Source organism: Citricoccus sp. CH26A (assembly GCF_000224415.1).
In the GTDB taxonomy this organism is placed as follows: Bacteria; Actinomycetota; Actinomycetes; order Actinomycetales; family Micrococcaceae; genus Citricoccus.
In genome coordinates, this window is the sequence record NZ_AFXQ01000014.1 from 76,198 (window position 1) to 94,082 (window position 17,885).

16 protein-coding genes and 1 riboswitch are annotated in these 17,885 nt (G+C 69.9%); of the genes, 3 read left to right on the plus strand and 13 right to left on the minus strand.

Going from position 1 to position 17,885, the window contains the following annotated elements; translation table 11 throughout:
* Window positions 1-376: 376 nt before the first annotated feature.
* Genes CITRI_RS17275 through CITRI_RS0109975 form a run of 4 tightly spaced genes read right to left on the minus strand, consistent with a single transcriptional unit; the run spans window position 377 to window position 5,089 of the window.
* A complete protein-coding gene (locus CITRI_RS17275; RefSeq protein WP_010144640.1) occupies window positions 377-1,162 on the minus strand; it encodes a thiamine phosphate synthase in 786 nt (261 codons plus the stop codon).
* On the minus strand, window positions 1,159-2,007 hold the full coding sequence (thiM, locus tag CITRI_RS0109965) for a hydroxyethylthiazole kinase (protein ID WP_010144641.1): 849 nt from the start codon (window positions 2,005-2,007) through the stop codon (window positions 1,159-1,161). Before thiM ends, CITRI_RS17275 begins: the two co-directional genes overlap by 4 nt.
* Window positions 2,004-3,431, minus strand: a complete 1,428-nt coding sequence (locus CITRI_RS0109970) for an MFS transporter (protein WP_010144642.1) — start codon at window positions 3,429-3,431, stop codon at window positions 2,004-2,006. Before CITRI_RS0109970 ends, thiM begins: the two co-directional genes overlap by 4 nt.
* Window positions 3,428-5,089 carry a bifunctional hydroxymethylpyrimidine kinase/phosphomethylpyrimidine kinase gene (locus tag CITRI_RS0109975; protein WP_237709039.1) on the minus strand — a complete coding sequence of 554 codons (1,662 nt, stop codon included), beginning with the start codon at window positions 5,087-5,089 and terminating at the stop codon, window positions 3,428-3,430. Before CITRI_RS0109975 ends, CITRI_RS0109970 begins: the two co-directional genes overlap by 4 nt.
* 35 nt (window positions 5,090-5,124) lie before the next feature.
* Window positions 5,125-5,218: riboswitch (TPP riboswitch) on the minus strand.
* A 108-nt stretch (window positions 5,219-5,326) separates the two neighbouring features.
* Here CITRI_RS0109975 and CITRI_RS0109980 point away from each other — a divergent pair.
* The gene (locus CITRI_RS0109980; protein ID WP_010144644.1) at window positions 5,327-5,734 is read left to right on the plus strand and encodes a hypothetical protein; all 408 of its coding nucleotides are present in this window, start codon (window positions 5,327-5,329) and stop codon (window positions 5,732-5,734) included.
* A 33-nt stretch (window positions 5,735-5,767) separates the two neighbouring features.
* Here the strand turns inward: CITRI_RS0109980 and CITRI_RS0109985 are convergent, their stop codons facing one another.
* Together CITRI_RS0109985 and CITRI_RS0109990 are read right to left on the minus strand one after the other, a co-directional pair.
* Complete coding sequence (locus tag CITRI_RS0109985; RefSeq protein ID WP_010144645.1) at window positions 5,768-6,433, minus strand: NADPH-dependent F420 reductase; 666 nt, start codon at window positions 6,431-6,433, stop codon at window positions 5,768-5,770.
* Between the two features lie 118 nt (window positions 6,434-6,551).
* Window positions 6,552-9,665: a DEAD/DEAH box helicase gene (locus CITRI_RS0109990; RefSeq protein ID WP_029139209.1), complete on the minus strand. Its 3,114-nt coding sequence runs from the start codon at window positions 9,663-9,665 to the stop codon at window positions 6,552-6,554.
* Window positions 9,666-9,865: 200 nt separating this feature from the next.
* Between CITRI_RS0109990 and CITRI_RS0109995 the strand changes: the two genes are divergently transcribed.
* Window positions 9,866-10,300, plus strand: a complete 435-nt coding sequence (locus tag CITRI_RS0109995; protein ID WP_010144647.1) for a hypothetical protein — start codon at window positions 9,866-9,868, stop codon at window positions 10,298-10,300.
* Window positions 10,301-10,366: 66 nt separating this feature from the next.
* Here the strand turns inward: CITRI_RS0109995 and CITRI_RS0110000 are convergent, their stop codons facing one another.
* The gene (locus CITRI_RS0110000) at window positions 10,367-11,641 is read right to left on the minus strand and encodes an MFS transporter (protein ID WP_202798440.1); all 1,275 of its coding nucleotides are present in this window, start codon (window positions 11,639-11,641) and stop codon (window positions 10,367-10,369) included.
* Between the two features lie 66 nt (window positions 11,642-11,707).
* Between CITRI_RS0110000 and CITRI_RS0110005 the strand changes: the two genes are divergently transcribed.
* Window positions 11,708-12,163, plus strand: a complete 456-nt coding sequence (locus tag CITRI_RS0110005) for a MarR family winged helix-turn-helix transcriptional regulator (protein ID WP_010144649.1) — start codon at window positions 11,708-11,710, stop codon at window positions 12,161-12,163.
* 173 nt (window positions 12,164-12,336) lie between these two features.
* On the opposite strand, the gene CITRI_RS0110015 is transcribed toward CITRI_RS0110005, so the two are convergent.
* The 6 genes from CITRI_RS0110015 to mbhE form a co-directional block, all read right to left on the minus strand.
* Window positions 12,337-12,699: a monovalent cation/H(+) antiporter subunit G gene (locus CITRI_RS0110015; RefSeq protein WP_010144650.1), complete on the minus strand. Its 363-nt coding sequence runs from the start codon at window positions 12,697-12,699 to the stop codon at window positions 12,337-12,339.
* On the minus strand, window positions 12,699-12,977 hold the full coding sequence (locus CITRI_RS0110020; RefSeq protein ID WP_010144651.1) for a monovalent cation/H+ antiporter complex subunit F: 279 nt from the start codon (window positions 12,975-12,977) through the stop codon (window positions 12,699-12,701). Before CITRI_RS0110020 ends, CITRI_RS0110015 begins: the two co-directional genes overlap by 1 nt.
* Window positions 12,974-13,384: a Na+/H+ antiporter subunit E gene (locus CITRI_RS0110025; protein ID WP_010144652.1), complete on the minus strand. Its 411-nt coding sequence runs from the start codon at window positions 13,382-13,384 to the stop codon at window positions 12,974-12,976. Before CITRI_RS0110025 ends, CITRI_RS0110020 begins: the two co-directional genes overlap by 4 nt.
* On the minus strand, window positions 13,381-14,961 hold the full coding sequence (locus tag CITRI_RS0110030) for a proton-conducting transporter membrane subunit (RefSeq protein WP_010144653.1): 1,581 nt from the start codon (window positions 14,959-14,961) through the stop codon (window positions 13,381-13,383). The genes CITRI_RS0110025 and CITRI_RS0110030 overlap by 4 nt, the downstream gene beginning before the upstream one ends.
* Window positions 14,958-15,287 (minus strand): sodium:proton antiporter, encoded by a 330-nt coding sequence (locus CITRI_RS0110035; RefSeq protein WP_029139211.1) that lies wholly within the window; start codon window positions 15,285-15,287, stop codon window positions 14,958-14,960. The genes CITRI_RS0110030 and CITRI_RS0110035 overlap by 4 nt, the downstream gene beginning before the upstream one ends.
* A gap of 4 nt (window positions 15,288-15,291) precedes the next feature.
* Window positions 15,292-17,885: hydrogen gas-evolving membrane-bound hydrogenase subunit E (gene mbhE / locus CITRI_RS17280; protein ID WP_010144656.1), on the minus strand; the 2,594-nt coding region annotated here is incomplete at its 5' end.

Consider the following 17,885-nt stretch of genomic DNA (forward strand, 5'->3'; position numbering starts at 1 on the left):
CGGGCGCGGTTCTGGTTCTAGACGAGGCGCCGGTGCATCACCGGGGCGGACCGTTCTGTCAGGTGCAGGGCGGTCGGAGGGGGCATGTCTCTCCCCGGATTCCATTGCGGTGGGGACGTGCCCATTCAGGAGCCTGACATACATCTCGGCTTCGGTCACGGAATTGTGGGTGGCTGGCGGGTTTGAGCGGTGATGTGGGCGAGGGCCCAGTCCAGGGCGTGGTCGGCGACGGCCTCCCAACCGGGTTCACCGCAGGTCCAGTGAGACCGACCCGGGAACTCCTTATGGGCGGTGAGGGCTGTGGACTTGCGGTACTTGCGAGCATTGGCCTTGTTTACCGACGGGGGCATGCCCTTCGACAGTCAGTTCACCGTGCTCAACGACACCCGGTACCCGGTCGATTGACCCTGACCGGTTCAGCGCCTCCTCGGTGGTGCTGGCCGGTGTCCATGCCGGCCAGCACCTGACCCACCACGGCGCCCGGGTCCGCGGCATCCATGATCGCGCGCACCAGCGCGACGCCGGCCACTCCCGTCCGGGCGAGCTCCGGCACGTCCCGCGGCTCGACACCCCCGATCGCCACGATCGGCAGCGACGTGGCCGCGACCAGCCCGTGGTACCCGTCCACCCCGATCGGGTCCCGGCCGGAGTCCTTGGTGGGGGTCGGACGGAAGGGCCCGGCCCCCACGTAGTCGATCACCCCGCGCAGCCGCTCCGCCGCGCGGACCAGGTCCGGGGTCCCGGTGGTCAGCCCGATGACGGCGTCCGGGCCCAGCAGCGCCCGGGCCTCGGTGACCGGCAGGTCGTCCTGACCCAGGTGCACCCCGTGGACGGCCGCCCCGCGGGCACGCGCGGCGAAGGCCACGTCGGCCCGGTCGTCCACCAGCACGCGCGTGACCGGCCGGACCGCGTGCACGGCCTCGGCGACGGCGCAGGTCAGCTCCAGCAGTTCGGCGGCGGTGGCCTGCTTGGCCCGGACCTGCACGACGCCGGCCCCGGCGTCCGCCGCCGCGGCCGCCACCTCCACGGTGCGCCGGCCAGTGCCGGAAGTGACCAGGTAGCAGCGCAGGTCCGGCGGTGCGTGGGTCCCGTCGGTCGGCGTGCGGTGTCGGCCCGGGAGGGTCACCCGCGGGCCGAGCCGTCCGGCCGCTCCCCCGGTCACCGTCCCACCTCGTCGAGCGCGTCCAGCAGGTGCATCCGGAACGACCCCGGCCCGGCGGCCCGCCCGGCCGCGACCTCACCGGCCAGGTTCAGCCAGGTGGTCGCGGCGAGCGCGGCGCGGAAGGGGTCCGGTTCGACCGCGGTGCAGGCGGCCGTCAGGGCCCCGAGCAGGCAGCCGGTGCCGGTGACCCGGGTGAGCAACTCGGTGCCGCGTTCCAGGCGCGCCTGCCGACGGGCGTCGAGCACGAGGTCCACGGCACCCGAGACGGCGACGGCGCCTCGGGTCCTGAGCGCGGTCGACATCGCGGCGTCCACCGCCGCGTCCGGCCCGGCCACCGAGTCGGCCCCGCGCCCGCCGGCGCCCGCCCCGGCCAGGGCGAGCACCTCGGAGGCGTTGCCCCGCACCACGGTCGGCCGGGAGTCCAGCAGCTCGCGGGCCAGCGGCGTCCGCACCGGCGCGATGCCGATCGCGGTGGGGTCGAGCACCCAGGGGCGCCCGTCTGCGACGGCGACGGCCACCGTGGCGGGGATGCCCTCCATGGCGTCCGTGCTCAAGGTGCCGAGGTTCACGGCCAACGCGTCGGCCGCCCTCGACACGGTGGGGGCCTCTGCGAGGGTCTCGGTCATCATCGGGCGGGCCCCGGCGGCCAGCAGGCCGTCGGCGACGAGGGCCATGGAGACGGTCGCGGTGAGGCAGTGCACCAGCGGCCGGCCGGCGCGCACCGCGGCCAGGACGTCCGCGACCGGTGCGAGGTCCGGATCGGCGGCCGGAGGCACGCCCGTCGTGGTGACGGGGTCCAGGGCCCGGTCGGCGGCGGGCTGAACGTCGGCCCGTGCCCCGGTCACCGGAACCCTCCCCGGGTGGCCCCCACCGCGGCGTCGGGCACCATCCCGGCGGCGACGTCGTCGATGTCCCCCTCGATGTCCCGCGGTGCCAGCCGCGGGCCGAGCGCCGCGCCGAGCACCACGAGGGCCCCGCCGAGCGCGACCATGCCCATCACGGAGCCGTGCCGGCCCAGGACCGGTTCGATGAGCGGCAGGCAGAAGGGGTAGAGCGCCGGCAGCACCAGGGACAGGCTGTAGCCCATGCCGTAACCGGTGGAGCGGACCTCGGTGGGGAACCGCTCGGAGAGGTAGGCCGAGACCGGTCCGTAGGCGGAGACCGTGATGACCTGCAGCACCGCGGCAAAGACGGCCGCGCCGGCGAGGGTGGGCGAGGTGAGGGCGGCCCACCACACCAGCGGACCGGCCAGTGCGGCGACCGCTCCCCACAGGATGAACAGCCGTCGCCGGCCGGTGAGCGTGGCCAGGTGACCGGCCAGGGCCATGACGATGGCCTGCGCCACCGAGGCGATCCCCATGACCACGGGCACCCCGGTGGCGGGCAGCCCGGAGTCCTCGGCGAGCCGGGCGGTGAGCAGCAGCACCGTGGAGTTGGTCAGCAGCCACAGCCCGGTCATCAGGATGAACACCTGCCAGAAGGCCCGCGCCCACCGGCCGGTGAGCAGGTCGCGCAGTCCGGCCCTCGGGGCGGCGGGCCGGGCGGCGGCCTCCCGGGCGCGGCGGTGGAAGACCGGGGCGTCAGTGACCTGGCGACTGTAGTAGACGAGCATCCCCAGGGACAGCGCGGCGCCGAGGACGAAGAGCAGCCGCCAGCCCCAGGCCGCGTAGGCGTCGGGGCCCAGGAGCACGAGCAGTCCGGCCACGGAGAACGCGATGGTGGCCTGTGCCCACGGGGCCATGGACAGGATGAGCCCGCTCATCAGCCCGCGGCGCCTTGCGGTGGACCACTCCATGGCCAGCGGGATCGCCGCGGAGTACTCCCCCGCCACGAAGATCCCGCACAGGAAGCGCAGCACGAGGATCAGGCCGATGGTCCCGGCGCCGAGGATCTCGTGGGTGGGCGTGGCGGCGATGGCCAGCGCGCAGGCGGCGGTCCCGGCGATCGCGATCCGCGTGGTGCGGGTGCGCCCGAGCCGGTCGGAGATGCGCCCGAACACGATCCCGCCGATCGGCCGGCCCAGCAGCATCGCGATGACGATCAGCGCCCCGGTGGACGCGGCGGCGGCCGGCCCGGCGAGCACGAGCATGGCCGGGGCGAGTGCGGTCAGCGGCAGGAAGACGTGGATGTTGTCGATCCAGTTGCCCACCACCCCGGCGCGCAGCGCGGCCCGTCCCGCCGGGGGCAGGGTCTCATTCGGAGTCCCGGTGGAGGTCCTGGTGGTGGTCTGGGTCCCGACGGCGGACTGCGCCGTGGTCGCGCCCGTCACCGGACGCTCCCGGCGAGTGCGGCGGCGGGGGCCTCGGTGCGCGCCATGGTGGGAGCCTGGATGCGGGGCTGCACGGGGGTCTCGGCCCGTCCCCCGTACTCGCCCGGGTCGAGGCGCAGGGCCTGGTCGAAGAACTCGAGCTCGTGCCGGCAGGCGGTCAGGTAGGCGCGGGCGGCCCGGGCGCGAACGGCCGGGGAGGCCGCGGCGAGCTCGCGCTCCACGTGGGCCAGCGCGGTCTCGGTGGCGGTCACGAAGCCCGGGTCCCGGTAGGTGTCCAGCCACGCGGCGTAGGGGTGGTCGGCGGGCACCGCGGGCAGCATCGCCCCCACCTGGGCGTAGAGCCAGAAGCAGGGCAGCACCCCGGCCACGCCCACGGCACGGTCCTCGCCGAGGGCGGTGGCCAGCAGGAAGTCCGTGTAGGCGCTCGTCACCGGTCCGGAGACGGGGGCCGGGCGGTCGCCGAGCCAGGTGCGGTGCAGTTCGGCCTCCTCGGTGAGGCAGCCGTGGGCCGCCCCGGACCAGAAGACCTGGGCGTCCAGCTCGGTTGAGCGGGCGGCGAGGGCGGCCATCGCCCGGGAGTACCCGTTGAGGTACAGCGCGTCCTGGGCGAGGTAGAACTCGAAGGCGTGCCGGGTCAGGCTGCCGTCCACGAGGGCACGGACGAACCCGGAGTCGGCGATGGCGGCGTTGACCTCCGCCCCGGCGGCCCACAGCGCCGCGGTCCACGGACCGGCGGGGGCGACGGCGGCCGGCACCCGCGCGTCGGGGTTCTGGGGCGGGGCGCCCAGGTCCTGCGGGGACTCGAGGGCGGGCGGGACGGCGTCGTGGGCGAACCAGGGGGCGGCGGAGGCGGCGGCCTGCAGCCGGCGCGAGCGGTGCCCGTGGTCCACGGGGCCGTGGCCGGAACCGACCTGCAGGGCGGCCCCGTGGGCGATGGCCTCGTGCAGCCACTCGGTGGCCCAGGCCAGCGCGGCATGCGGGGTGTCCCCGCGGCCCAGCCGGGTGGCGAGCGCGGAGGACAGGGAGCAGCCGGTGCCGTGGGTGCTGGTGGTGTCGATGCGCGTGGACGGCACGGAGACCAGCGCACCGTCCGGGTGCACCCAGGTGTTCGTGACCCGCCGGGTGTCCAGGTGCCCGGTCTTGACCACCACGGCCACGCCGGTCGCGGCTGACCAGCGGGCGGCCTGGTCGAGGGCCTCGGCCTCGTCGGCGGCGCGGGTTGAGCCGGTGAGGACGGCGAGCTCGTCGATGTTGGGGGTGACCACGGTGGCGCGGCGGCAGAACTCGATCATGGCCTGTTCGGCCTCGGGCTGTAGCAGGCGGTCACCGCTGGTGGCGATCATGACCGGGTCCACCACGAGCACGGCCGGCGGGTGCTCGTCGCACCAGGCGGCCACGGTGTCGATGATGGCGGTGGTGCCGAGCATGCCGGTCTTGACGGCGTCCAGGGTGACGTCGTCGCTGACGGCCTCCAGCTGGGCGCGCAGGAAGTCCGTGGGAGGGACGTGGAGGTCTCTCACGCCGTGGGTGTTCTGGGCGACGAGGGTGGTCACCACGGTCATGCCATAACCACCGGCGGCGGTGATGGACTTCAGGTCCGCGGCGGTGCCGGCGCCCCCGGAGGGATCGGTGCCGGCGATGGACAGCACACGGGGCACGGATGCGGGGGCAGGCGGAATGTGGGTATGGCAAGAAGAAGTCACGCGGACATCCCTTCGCTAGTCCTAACTAGATCAGGTTCCACGGGTGTCATCTCAGCGCCCTGCGGCGCACCCCGTGTCCGCGGCCCAGTATAGGCAGGCGTCGACTCTTGACAACTCCATGACGATGCCGAAAATCACTGGTACCAACAGAAATATCCGGGTGCCATGCCGAGATCCGGCAGAGGAGGAACGATGTTGTACCCGCCCGAGGATGCCCGCGAACTGACGGTGCTGATGAAGCTCAGTCGCGAGCTGGATGTCGTCGGCGACCTGACCGCCACCGTGGACGGTCCCTCAGAACTGATCGCCTGGGTCCTGGTCCTGGGCCGACCCGAGATCACCGCCTGGCGCGCCGAGCACACCGGCCACCGGTATATCCATGCCACCGCTCAGCGCGACCGTGCCCCGGTCCGGGGGATGCTCACCGCCTTGTTGTCCTGCGAGCATCACCGGGGGTTCTGGCGGGCGCTGGGCCTGGACGACCTGGCCGAGGGCGAGCGCCGGGCGCTGAAGGGCACGGACCTGTCCACCGCGTGGGAGACCATGCCGATCACCACGGAGGACATCGCGCCGAAGCCGCCGGCGACCGAGGGTGCCTGACCGGGCTGCCGGCGTCTCCGGCGGGCGTGCCCCTCAGCGGGTGGCGAGGGCGCAGGCCTCGCTCAGCAGTTCGCTGAGCCGTGCCACCGGGTGCGTGGTGGCGAAGATGGGGGTGTCCGGTTCGAGCGCGCGGCCCGCGGCGAGCGGGCCGGCGTCCACCGGGTCGTAACCCAGGCGGTCCAGGAAGGTCCCGACGGCGGCCCGGGCGGCGTCGCTGTTACCGGCCAGTGCCAGCGCACGGCGGCCCGGATCGCCCGCGGGGCGGGCCAGGGTCTCGAGGTCCCGGTACCCGATGTGGTTGAGGGTCTTCACGAGCGAGGAACCGGCGAGGAAGTCCTGGACGACCTCGGAGGTGGAACGGTGATCGGCCTCGAACTCGGCGATCTCCCCGTCCGTGGGGGCCCAGTAGTTCATGGTGTCGATGACGGTGCGGCCGGCCAGGGCGTCAGCGTCCAGGGTGCGGAACTTGTGCATGGGAACGGCGAGAACGACCAAGTCCGCCTGTGCCGCCTCGGCGGCATCCACGGCCTGAGCGCCCGGGGTGATGATGTCCGCGATCATCGCGATCTCCTCGGCCGGCTTGGCGGTGGCGATCTTCACCTCGTACCCGGCCTGCAGCGACTGGCGGGCGACGGCCGTCCCGACGCGGCCCGCGCCGAGGATGCCGATGGTGAGGGGCAGGGAATCGAGCGTGGTCACAAGGCTCCTGAGGACGCGCGGAAGAATGCTCTCGGATTGAAGTAACGCGACCGGGAGTGAGTTTGTTCCGCACCATCCACAAGTCTTCCTCTCCAGTTATCGCTGGTCCACGGATGGATCAGGCCACAGCGCTCGCGACCCTGAAGACTTCCAGGGGCATCTCTCGATGCAGATCCCACGTGACTTGCATGGGGCGCTCACCATGCCACGAGTTGAGATCCGCCGTTCCCAAACACACGAACGGCGCGGTTCCAATGTCGTTGCTGGGCGTTTCACGAACGAACAACAGCGTGTTCGACCCGTTGGACTCCTTAGTGGCATATCTTCGACCCGTTGAAGACGTAACTCGTGTGTTGTTCTGGCTCTCCCAATGGAACTGGTCCCGGCTGATGGCGTAATCGCGGTACATGGTCGTCGGCGAAAAATCCCGTTCGGACTTCCTTAGATTGATGAGAAGGGCATCTGTTGAATACTTCTTGGACCACGCCACGCCGCTGACGTGAGCCATGTCAGGAGACGAATCGAAGGTACGGATCCCCAGTGCCGACAAGATTTCTTCACGCCGGTAATGAGCGTGGGCCAGCAAGGGAACCATTGTTCCCAGTGCAGTGGGCGTCGGATTAACTCTCGTAGAGGAAAGCGTATGTTCGAAGATCTCCTCGACTTCCGCCACAAACCTCGTCTGGGTTCGCACCCATCCGAAGGCCTCGTCCAGGGAATCGAACCGTCCCTTTTGATGGATCGTGGTGAAATAGAGCATTTCGGCGAAGCTCTTGTCGCGGCCGGTCAACTCCGTGATGTGTATGTCATCGCGGAGCAGGCGCAGGTAAGCCTTCGCCCGCTCGTGATCATCGACATGCAGCAGCGATGAGGCACGCAGAATCTGGCTCACCTCCGCCGGGGTCACCCCTGCTCTCGGTTCTGCATGGTCTGCTCGCATTTTGAGTGTCGTCCATGATCGACCGTTCGAGCCTGAGCGGTATACGTCTGCGAGAGTTCGGCCAGCTTCTTCGAGGTATTCATGGAGTCGGTACTCCCACAGTGAGCGACCATTGGCGTGCTCTCGAATATCTTGCGCCAGCTGGTTCGCAGTCATCGCGATCTGCCCCTTGACGTTCCTGATGACAACATCCTTAGCGACGGAGTCAAGAACGATGTGGGAACCGGCAGGAAGGAACGGGAAGTCCTTGCCGATGTCCTCAAGAAGGCGTTTACGCCCCGATCCGGTCAACGCTCGCAGTTTCTGGTCGAACCGGAACTCCTTCCGTTGCATGCCGATGAAGTCCAAGACCGTGAGGACGTCCTTTCCATACGAGCGCCGAAGACCACGCCCCAACTGCTGGAGGAAAATCGTCGCGCTTTGGGTCGGGCGGAGAAAGAGAACCGTATTGATCTGAGGGATGTCGAGACCCTCGTTGAAGACGTCGACGGTGAAGATGCACTTGATCTCGCCTCGGCGGATTGCTTCAAGCGCCTTCCTGCGCTCATCACTTCGCGTTTCTCCCGTCACGACGGCCGAGGGAATATTGGCGGAGTTGAATCGATCTGCCATGAAACGCGCGTGAAGAACGGAGACACAGAACCCCAGTGCCTTGATGTCTTCCAGCGAACCCGCTTTGTCCATGAGCTGGTGCGCGATCAATCGCACGCGCGCATCATCGCCCGTGTAGAGGTTCTCGAGTTCCCGGGGGTCGTACTTCCCTGCTCGCCACGAGATACCGGAAACATCAACATTGTCGGACACGCCAAAGTAGTGGAAGGGGACCAAAATATCGGCGTCTAAGGCGTCCCACAGTCTCAATTCCGACGCGACACGATTATCGAAGAACGCCTTGACATTGACGCCATCCGCTCGCTCCGGAGTGGCGGTCAGACCTAACAACTCGCGTGGCTGGAAGTGCTTGAGGATGGAACGGTAGGTGGCGGCCTCAGCGTGATGAAACTCGTCAATAACGACGACATCGAAATGGTCGTCAGCGAAGGAATCAAGTCCCTTGGCCGTCAACGACTGAACGCTGGCAAACACATGGTTCCACCCTGTCGGGCGACGCCCGTCCACGAAGAGCTCCCCGAAGGAACCGTCGGCGAGAACATTTCTGTATGTCCGCAACGCCTGCTCGAGAATCTCTCGTCGATGCGCGACAAACAACAGTCTCAGATCCTGTCGGTGTTCGGTCAGGAGGTTCCGATAGTCCAGGGCCGCGATGACTGTCTTACCGGTACCTGTTGCTGCAACAAGGAGGTTCCGATGACGCCGGTGGATCGCTCGCTCCGCTTGGAGATCTTCCAGCATCAACGCTTGATGTGGATAAGGGCGAACATCCAGTCCGGCAAGATCAACCTGCTGTCCCTCACTCGCGAACGAACCGTTCTTGATCTCTCGGTCCAGATGTGCAGCGTCCCGATCTGGGTCATACGGTTCGAAGGATGGATCCTGCCAGTACGTTTCGAAGGCTGCCTCGAACTTTCGCATGAGTTCGGGCGTGGCGATAGCGGACAACCGGACGTTCCACTCCAACCCCTCCAATAAGGCGGACTTGGAAAGATTCGATGAGCCCACATACGCAGTACTGAATCCACTGTTCCGGTGGAACATCCAGGCCTTGGCGTGCAGCCTTGTCGACTGCGTCTCGTAGCTGATATGGACCTCACCGCCAAAGTCCTTCACGATGCGGTCCAGAGCCCGCCGCTCCGTTGCTCCCACGTAGGTGGTCGTGATAACTCGGAAGGGCACCCCACGTCTCTTCAGGTCACCGAGCTGCCTCTCGAGCACTCGAAGACCATGCCACTTGACGAACGCGCACAACAGATCAACCCGGTCTGCCGTCTCGATTTCGGATCGCAGTTCGGCACCCAGGCTCGGTTCATGGGAGGAGTTCGTCAGAAGCGCTGCGTCGGACAACGGTGCTTCCGGTCGGGTCATCATCGCTTGCGACGGATCATCGACCCGGCGAATCTCTGCCAGCGTCGACAGACCGTTGTGAACATCGGGTAATTCAGATCGGTAGTCCTCACCCAGGAGACCGATGATCTGCTGCGCCAATTCAACGCGCTTGGAGACGTCTCTCTCCGCCTCCAAGGCATGCCGAATGACAGTGGACACGTGGTTGGTCAGTCGTTGTGGGTCTTCACCCCCGGGGACATCCAACGTGCGATAGGTGGAGTCCTGTAAATGCGCCAGCCGGTCTGACAGTCCTTCGGTCAACAACGACTCATAGACCCCCACCGGCATGGCGGACAATCCCTCACCGGGCCCAGCAGGCACGGACGCCTCCTCCCTAACGATGACGAGACGCCGGACCCTCATGTGACCAGCGACTTCGATGATCGAACGCTAACAGTCGACGGGAACGGGTGTTGCCCACGGGCCCGGTTCCACGTCGTGAATTGCGCCTGTAGCCGCCGCCAAGAGAGCACCATAGACTCACCCCCATGACCTCGGAGCCACAGCATCAGGACAAGGACCAGAACGCTGCTCGAGAAGGCCGCACCGCCGACTCCACGAACCAGCCCGCCGTGCCCGTCTCGGTCCGCCGGAAGGCGGGCGGGCCGACGTCGGGGGTCTCGGCGCGGTCGAACACCGCCGACGCGTGGGATCAGTTGCGGAGCACGACCTCATCCGTCACGCAGCAGATCAACGACTTCATGACCCGCACCACCGGGAGCCGCACCGAGCGGGACGCCACGATCCGCCAGGCCGCCGAGCGCGGCCGCGGCGAGGCCGGACGCGGGCTGCGCGCCCTGGCCGAGGCCGCCGCGAAGCTGGCCGACCTCGTGGACGGCAGCTCCGAACGCAAGGGCCAGCACGCCGGCGAGCCCCGCATCCTGGAGCAGAAGCCCGAGAACCAGCGCGACGACCAGCACTGACACAGGCCGACTGGCTCGAGCGGCCAGTCCGGGTGCTATCCAGCAGGATCAGGTGACGCGGAGCGATCACCGCCGGGCGTGGTCGAAACGCCCGTGGGCGGCGGCATACCAGGCCGCAGCGACCAGCACGAAGCCGGCCAGCACCAGGTACATGGCGCCGAAGCCGGCCGCGCTGGCCAGCCCGCCCAGGGCCACCGGCCCCAGGCCCAGGCCCACGTCCGCGAACAGCAGCAGCGTGGATATCCCGGCCCCATACTGATGCGGCTGCACCCGCGAGACGGCGATAGCCTGCGCGGCCGGCATCAGCGTGCCGTAGCCCAGGCCCGTCAGCGCACCGGCCACGACCACGTGCCAGTCCTCCGTGGAGACCGCCAGTAACACCAGGGCGAGAGCGAAGAACATCAGCCCGAAGGCGACCACCGGGTTGTCGCCACGGCGATCCTGCAGGGTACCCAGCGTCAGCCGCATCAGCAGCATCGCTGCCGCGTAGGCCACGAAGAACAGCCCGGCCCCGGCGGCCAGGTCCCGCTCTTCGGCCAGGGCGTTGAGGAAGGTCATCACGCCGCCGTAGCACAGGCCGATCACCACCATGAAGATGCCGATCGGCACCACCGCTGGATGTACGACCACCGCCAGGGAGAACCGCGGACGCGCCGCGGGGACCGGCGTCGTGCCCTCTCCCGCGGCCGTGGTCGCGGGGTCCTGGAGGAACACCGCGAGGACGAGCCCGACGACCGTGGAGCCCAGGGCGACGGCGAACAGCACGGCATAGTCGAGGGTGCCGGTCACGAACAGGCCCAGGGCCGGACCCACCGCCGTGGCCAGGGTGGTGCCCAGGGCGAGGTAACCGGTGCCCTCGCCGCGGCGGGTCGGCGGGATCGCCGCCTGCGCCAGGGCCATGATCGCGGTGCTGGCGAAGGCGTAGGTGAATCCGTGCAGGACGCGCACGGCGACCAGCAGGGCCAAGGAGCCCGCGGCGAAGTACAGCGCGCAGGAGACCGCCGCGAGGACCAGGGCGGCCATCATGACCCGGCGGCGGCCGAGGCGGTCCACCACGTAGCCGGTGAACAGCCGGGCCACCGTGGCGCCGATGACGAAGGCACTGGAGGCCAGTCCGCCCGCGGCGTCCGAGGCGGCGAAGGCCCGCACCGCGTAGAGGGCCATGGTGGTGACGAGGAAGTAGAAGGTCAGGTACTGGGAGAGGTTGACCAGCCAGGCCAGCACGAAGGTGCGCGTGATCAGCTTCTGACCCGTCGGTGTGGGGCCCGCCCCGGCAGGCTCCGCCATCGTCCTGTCCACGTCTTCACGGGCCCGGGAGGCCCCCTCCGCACCAGTTTGCATGATGCAAATGGTACACCCGGTTTGTATCATGCAAAGAGCATGCGGAACGAGAGGACCAGAACCGCCATGGCCGACAGCACCCACGACGACCTCACCTACGAGCAGATGCTGCTGACCCGCTCGGCGCTGCAGGGAGCGCCTGCCAAAGCCCGTGAGTGGCTCCTGGACCGCAGCGCCGTGGTCCTCATCGCCCGGCTGGAGGCGTCCGGGCCGATGTCCGTGGGCGAGCTGGCCGAGGCCTTCGGCCTGGACATCTCCACGGTGCACCGTCAGGTGGCCACCGCCATGCGGGCCGGGCTGATCGAACGGATCACGGACCCCCACGGTGGGGCCGCCCGCAAGCACCGCCCTACCGCCGAGGGCCTGCGCCGCTTCCACGCGGAGATGGACGCCCGGGCGGAGTCCTTCCGGACGGCCACGGCCGACTGGACCGAGAACGAGGTCGCCACCTTCACGGCCCTGATGCGCCGGTTCAACCAGGGGCTCGAGGAGTTGCGCGGCCAGCCGTGGCCCCGGCCCTGAGCCGCTCCCGAGTCATCCGGTCGCCGAGAGCCACCCCTCAGCGCTGGTGGACGTCCGGGATCCCGTCGTCGGACACCTCCACGGCCGCGGCGGCCTGGATCGCCGGGTCCTCCTGGCCGGGTGCCATCCGGAGGACCGAGGCCGGCGGCCCAGTCTCGTGAATCGTCGACGTCTCAGGCGTCAGGAGAGGTACGCGCCGAACCGGCCAGGTCCTGGGGGTGGGTCTGGGGATCCACGGGAGCACCGGACTGGTACACCGCGCGGGCAAGGGTGTTGGAGGCCAGCGAGGACACGATGACCAGGGCGAAGATGGTGACGAGGCTGACCAGCAGGACCCACCAGTCGAACCCGTCCCGGCCGGTCAGGTGCGCGAACACCCCGGCCGCCATCAGCGGAAGGCCCATCGCCGTGGCCGGCGAGAACACGTTCATCATCTGCAGGGCGTCCCGGGCCCGGACCATGGCCACGGCCGAGAGCAGCACCAGCAGCGCGCCCCCCAGGATCAGGACGGCGGCGAGGATCTGATACCCCTCCACTAGCGTTCCCCTCTCGTCAGGATGCGGGCCAGGGCCACGGTGGCCAGGATGCCCAGGAACGCCGCGAGCATGGCCGCGTCCTGGATGACCGCGGACCCGGACTGGATGCCGACGATCATCAGGATCCCGATGCCCGCGAAGTACACCAGGTCCCCGACCACGGCCCGCTCGGCGGCCGCGGAGGCCGTGAAGATCCGGTAGAGCCCCAGCAGGATCGCGACGGCCAGGATCAGGAGCACCCCGGCGAGCACCACGTCATAGGCAGAGTCGATGCTCATCGAACGTCCCCTTCCGCGTGGTCCTGCCATCGTGGCCCCCGGGTCATCCGCAGCAGCCGGTCCTCCATCTCCCGCAGACCCTCGTGGACGGACTCCCGGTCCGCGTCGAAGACCGAGTGGACGAAGACCGTCACGGGTTCCGAGTCCGTGCCGTGGGCGGTGCCCACCACGAGGGTGCCCGGGGTGATGGTGATGGAGGAGGCCATCCACGTGACCTCCAGGTCGGTGGTGCAGCGCAGCGGGAAGGCCACGATGGACGGCTCCGCGAACCGGCCGGGGATCACGGCGCGGCGGGCCACGGTCATCGACCCGGCGATCACCTGACCGATGAGCCAGGCCACGTAGGTGATCATGGACCCGACGCTGAACCGCCAGGAGCTGCGGTGACGCGGCTGGTCGGTTCTCATGGCAGCACCGCCTCGATGTAGGGACCGGTCTCGAAGAGCCCCGCGGTCGCGGTGTCGATGAAGGGCATCAGGAGCCCGGCGAAGAGGAAGAGGACGATGGACACGCCCATCATCATCGTCCCGGGGGCCAGCAGGCGCAGCGGGATGCGCACCTCGCCTTCCAGGGTCTGGGCCTTCGCCCGTCCCCCCTCGGGGGCGGCCGGCCAGTAGCGGTGGAGCGGGGCCCCGGCGAAGCTGGAGCCCCACAGCCGCTGCAGGGCCACGAGGGTGACCACGGACGAGACCACGATCGCCCCCAGGAACACCGGGGTCTGCCAGGCACCGGCCGGGCCGGTCTCACCGGCCTCCGCCACGGCCAGGCCCAGCCCCAGCTTGCCCCACAGTCCCGAGGTGGGCGGCAGCCCGGCCAGGGACAGCAGCCCCAGGGCCACCAGGACGGCGGCCAGCCGGTCCCGGTGCATCACCCCGGAGATCCGGCCCAGCACCCCGGTGCCGTAGGTGTGCTCGACGGCCCCGACGGTGGTCAGCAACGAGGCCATCGTGACCACGTGGTGGACCAGGTAGAACAGCCCCGCCGCCACGGCCGCGGGCGAGGTCACGGCCACACCGATCAGGATGTGCCCCACCCCGGCGACCATCTGGAAGGCCAGGACCCCGCGGAACCGCTGTTCGCCGAGGGAACCGATGGCGCCCACCACCATGGTGGCGAGCACGACGACGGCGATCACCACCGCGACCGTGGACGCCATTGCGGCCCCGGCGGCACCGGACGGCGAACCCGGCTCGAAGGTCGTGAAGTAGATGCGGAAGATCGCGTACAGCGCGACCTTGGTGTGCAGGGCCGAGAACAGTGCCATGATCCCCGCCGAGGTCCCGGGGTAGGCCCGGGGCAGCCAGCCGTGGACGGGCACCACGCCGGCCTTGATGGCCAGCGCCAGCAGCACCACGGTCACCGCCAGGGCGACCTGGGGGTCCTCGGCGGCGCGCCCGGCCAGGGCGGCGAGGTTCACGGCTCCGGCCGATCCGTAGACCAGGCCGACGCCCATCAGCAGGATCAGGCTGGTCACCAGGTTGACGATGACGAACATGCGTCCCAGGCCCAGGCGCCGCCAGGTCCCGGTCACCGCGATCAGGGCGTAGGACGGCAGCAGCATCACCTCGACGAAGACGAAGAGGTTGAACAGGTCACCCGTCAGCAGGGCGCCGTTGACACCGGTCATCAGCAACAGGGCCAGCGCCGGGACGAACCGCAACCGGGCCTCACCCGTGAGGGTCAGGAACCAGCCGGAGGCTGCCGTGGCGAGCCCGGTGGTGGCCAGCATCAGGGCCGTGAGCGTGTCCGAGACCAGGGGGATCGCGATGCCGCCCTCGTAGGCACCGATGGCACTGGCCAGCACCGGGACCTCACGGTGGAACAGCATCAGCGCCACCGCCCCGGCGATCGCGAGGACGGGGACCCCGACGAGCAGGATCCGGTCGACCACGCGCTGGCGGAGGATCACGGACAGGCCCGCACAGAGCAGCGGCACGGCCACGAAGAGCGCGAGCAGGGATCCGGGGGTCATCAGTTCGGTCATGCGTGCTCCTCCCCGGTCTCGGGCACCTTCTCCTGGTCGTCGTCCCGGCCGATCACGGCCAGGGCCAGCATGAAGATGGTGGTGGCCATGGAGATGACGATCGCGGTCAGCACGAAGGCCTGGGGCAGGGGATCCGCGGCGTCCGCGGCCTGCGCCGTGGACATCAGCGGTTCCACGCGCCACCCCGGCACCCCGGTGGTCAGGAGCAGCAGGTTGACGGCGTGGGAGATCAGGGTCAGCCCGAAGATGGCGCGGACCATGCTCCGCTGCTGCAGCAGCCACACGCCCGCAGCGGTCAGTACGCCCACGGTCACGGCGAGGACCAACATGTCACCGCCCCCATTCGTCGGGACGGGTGCCGGAGGAGATGTGCTGGGTGGTGGGCTTCACCGGTTTCGCGGGCCTTCCGTCGGTGGCGGCCGTCCGGTCTGCGGCGAGCAGGCCGTCGATCGGGTTGTCCATCGGCCCGTCCACCTCTCCCAGCACGGCCTCGTCCACGCGCTCGCGGGCACCCTCCCCGCCGGGGCGCTGGTGGGCCGAGCGCGCGGTGCCGAGGACGTTGAAGGCGAGCAGGATGAGCCCGACGACGGCCAGGTAGACACCGGCGTCGAACACCATGGACGTGCTGAGGTGCTGGCCGAGGACGTACCCGTGCTGGGGCTCCATGTAGGTCCCCGTGAACGCCATGTTCCACAGGCCCGTGCTCACGGCGAGCACCACGCCGCCGCCGATCAGGTAGATGGGAACCCGGGGCGCGCCGATCTGCCGGTCCCGCGAGGTGGAGACGTAAATGAGCCCCACGATGCCGGAGCCCACGAGGGCGGCGATGAAGCCACCCCCGGGCTCGTTGTGGCCGCGCAGGAACAGGATGGCGGAGATGACCGCGAGCAGCGGGAGCAGGAACCGCAGCATCAGCTGGAGCTGGCTGATGTTGCCCCAGGAGCTGAGGATGGCGCGGCGGGCGGTGTCGCTGCCGAGGTCCGGGCCGCCCGGGCGGTCGGCGCCGTCCTGCTCCTCACCGGCCGTCAACTCCTCGCGGGCCACCTTGTCCGGGTCCGGGTCCATGTACCGGTTGCGGACCGTGGAGAGCACGGCGGCCAGCGCGATGCCGGCCATGCCCAGCACGGCCAGCTCCCCGAGGGTGTCCAGGGCTCGGAACTCGACCAGGATGACGTTGACGATGTTGTCCCCGCCGGTGATCTCCTGGCCGTTCTCCAGCAGGTACGTGCCGACCTCGGACTTCTCCCGCCGGCCGGTCAGCCCCCAGGTGGCCAGACCGGTGGCGAGCCCCGCGCCGACGGCGATGACCGCGGCCGGCAGCGCCCGGGCGACCCGGGGGCTCTTGAAGGTCCGCGGCAGCTTCTGCAGCACCAGCATGATGACGATGATGGTCAGGCTCTCCACGAGCAGCTGCGTCAGGGCCACGTCCGGGGCGCCGAGGGCCAGGATCTGGACCGTCATGAGGATGCCGATGGCGGACAGGGCCACCGTGGCACCCAGCCGCGAGCGGGTGAACGCCACGCCGAGCGCCGAGGCCGCGAGCAGGACGAGCAGCACCACGTCCACCGGCTGGTTCAGGCCTTCGCGCAGCGGGGGCAGGCTGCCCTGGGCACTGAGCAGCAGGACCCCGGGGACCACGACTGCCGCCAGCGAGGCCACCATCATGGCCGCGTGCGAGGCGGCGGCGTCCCGGGCGGTCAGCCGGGCCACGGCGTGGCCGGCCACGGTCAGGCCCCGGGTGCAGGCCTCGATGATCGAGGCACCGCCAAACGGCAGACCCGCGTCCTCCAGCGCCGGCCAGAGCCGGTGGCGCAGCAGGACCGTCACCACGCCGGCGGCGAAGACCGCGAGGGTGGTGAGCAGTTCGGCGGTGATCCCGTGCCAGAGCACGAAGTGCGGTTCCGCCCCGGCGCCCGGCAGGGCCGTGTCCGTGGCGGCGCCGACCGCGACGTCCAGCAGCGGCAGGGCGAAGAGCGCCGCGACGGAGGCGAGGATCGGCACCGCGGTGGCGGTCACCAGGATGCCGCCGGGGGCGTGCACCGGAACGTCCGCGGCCGTGCCGTGTCCGCGATCCCGCCCGTGGTCCCGCGCGGCGGCCGGCGCATGGTGACCGGCAGGGCCCGGACGCCCGGGCCTCTCCGGGTCCAGGAAGCCGCCGACGACGATCTTGGCGCAGTAGGCGAAGGTGAGCACCGAGCCGAGGGCCGCGCCGGCCAGCGCGACCGGGCCCGCCCAGGCGGCGAGCGTGCCGGACGCGCCTCCGTCCGCGGCCCAGTGGTTGAGGGCCGTGAAGATGGACTCCTTGGAGATGAATCCGAGCAGGGGCGGGATGCCCGCCATCGCACCGGCGCCCAGGACGGTCACCACGAAGGTGAACGGCAGCGCCCGGTACAGCACCGGCAGGCGCCGCAGGTCGCGGGTTCCGGTGGCGTGGTCCACGACTCCGACCACCATGAACAGCCCGGACTTGAACAGGGCGTGCGCGATGGTGTGGATCAGGGCGGCGGCGATGCCGGCCTCGGTCCCGGTGCCGATCGCGGCCACGATGAGTCCCAGCTGGCTGACCGTGGAGTAGGCCATCAGCTTCTTCAGGTCGTGCTGCTGCAGTGCCCGCCAGCCGCCCACGGCCGAGGTCACCAGGCCCACGACGACGAGCAGGACGGACCACAGCACGTCGTCGTGGAAGACCGGCGAGAAGCGCAGCAGCAGGAAGATGCCGGCCTTCACCACGGCAGCGGCGTGCAGGTAGGCCGAGACGGGGGTGGCGGCGGCCATCGCGTCGGGGAGCCAGGAGTGGAACGGGAACTGGGCCGACTTCGTCATGGCGGCCAGCGCGATGAGCAGCCCGACCGTGGTGGTGAAGGCGGGGTCCTGGGCCCACAGGTCCGAGGCCATGATCTCGCCCAGGTTCGTGGTTCCCGCCC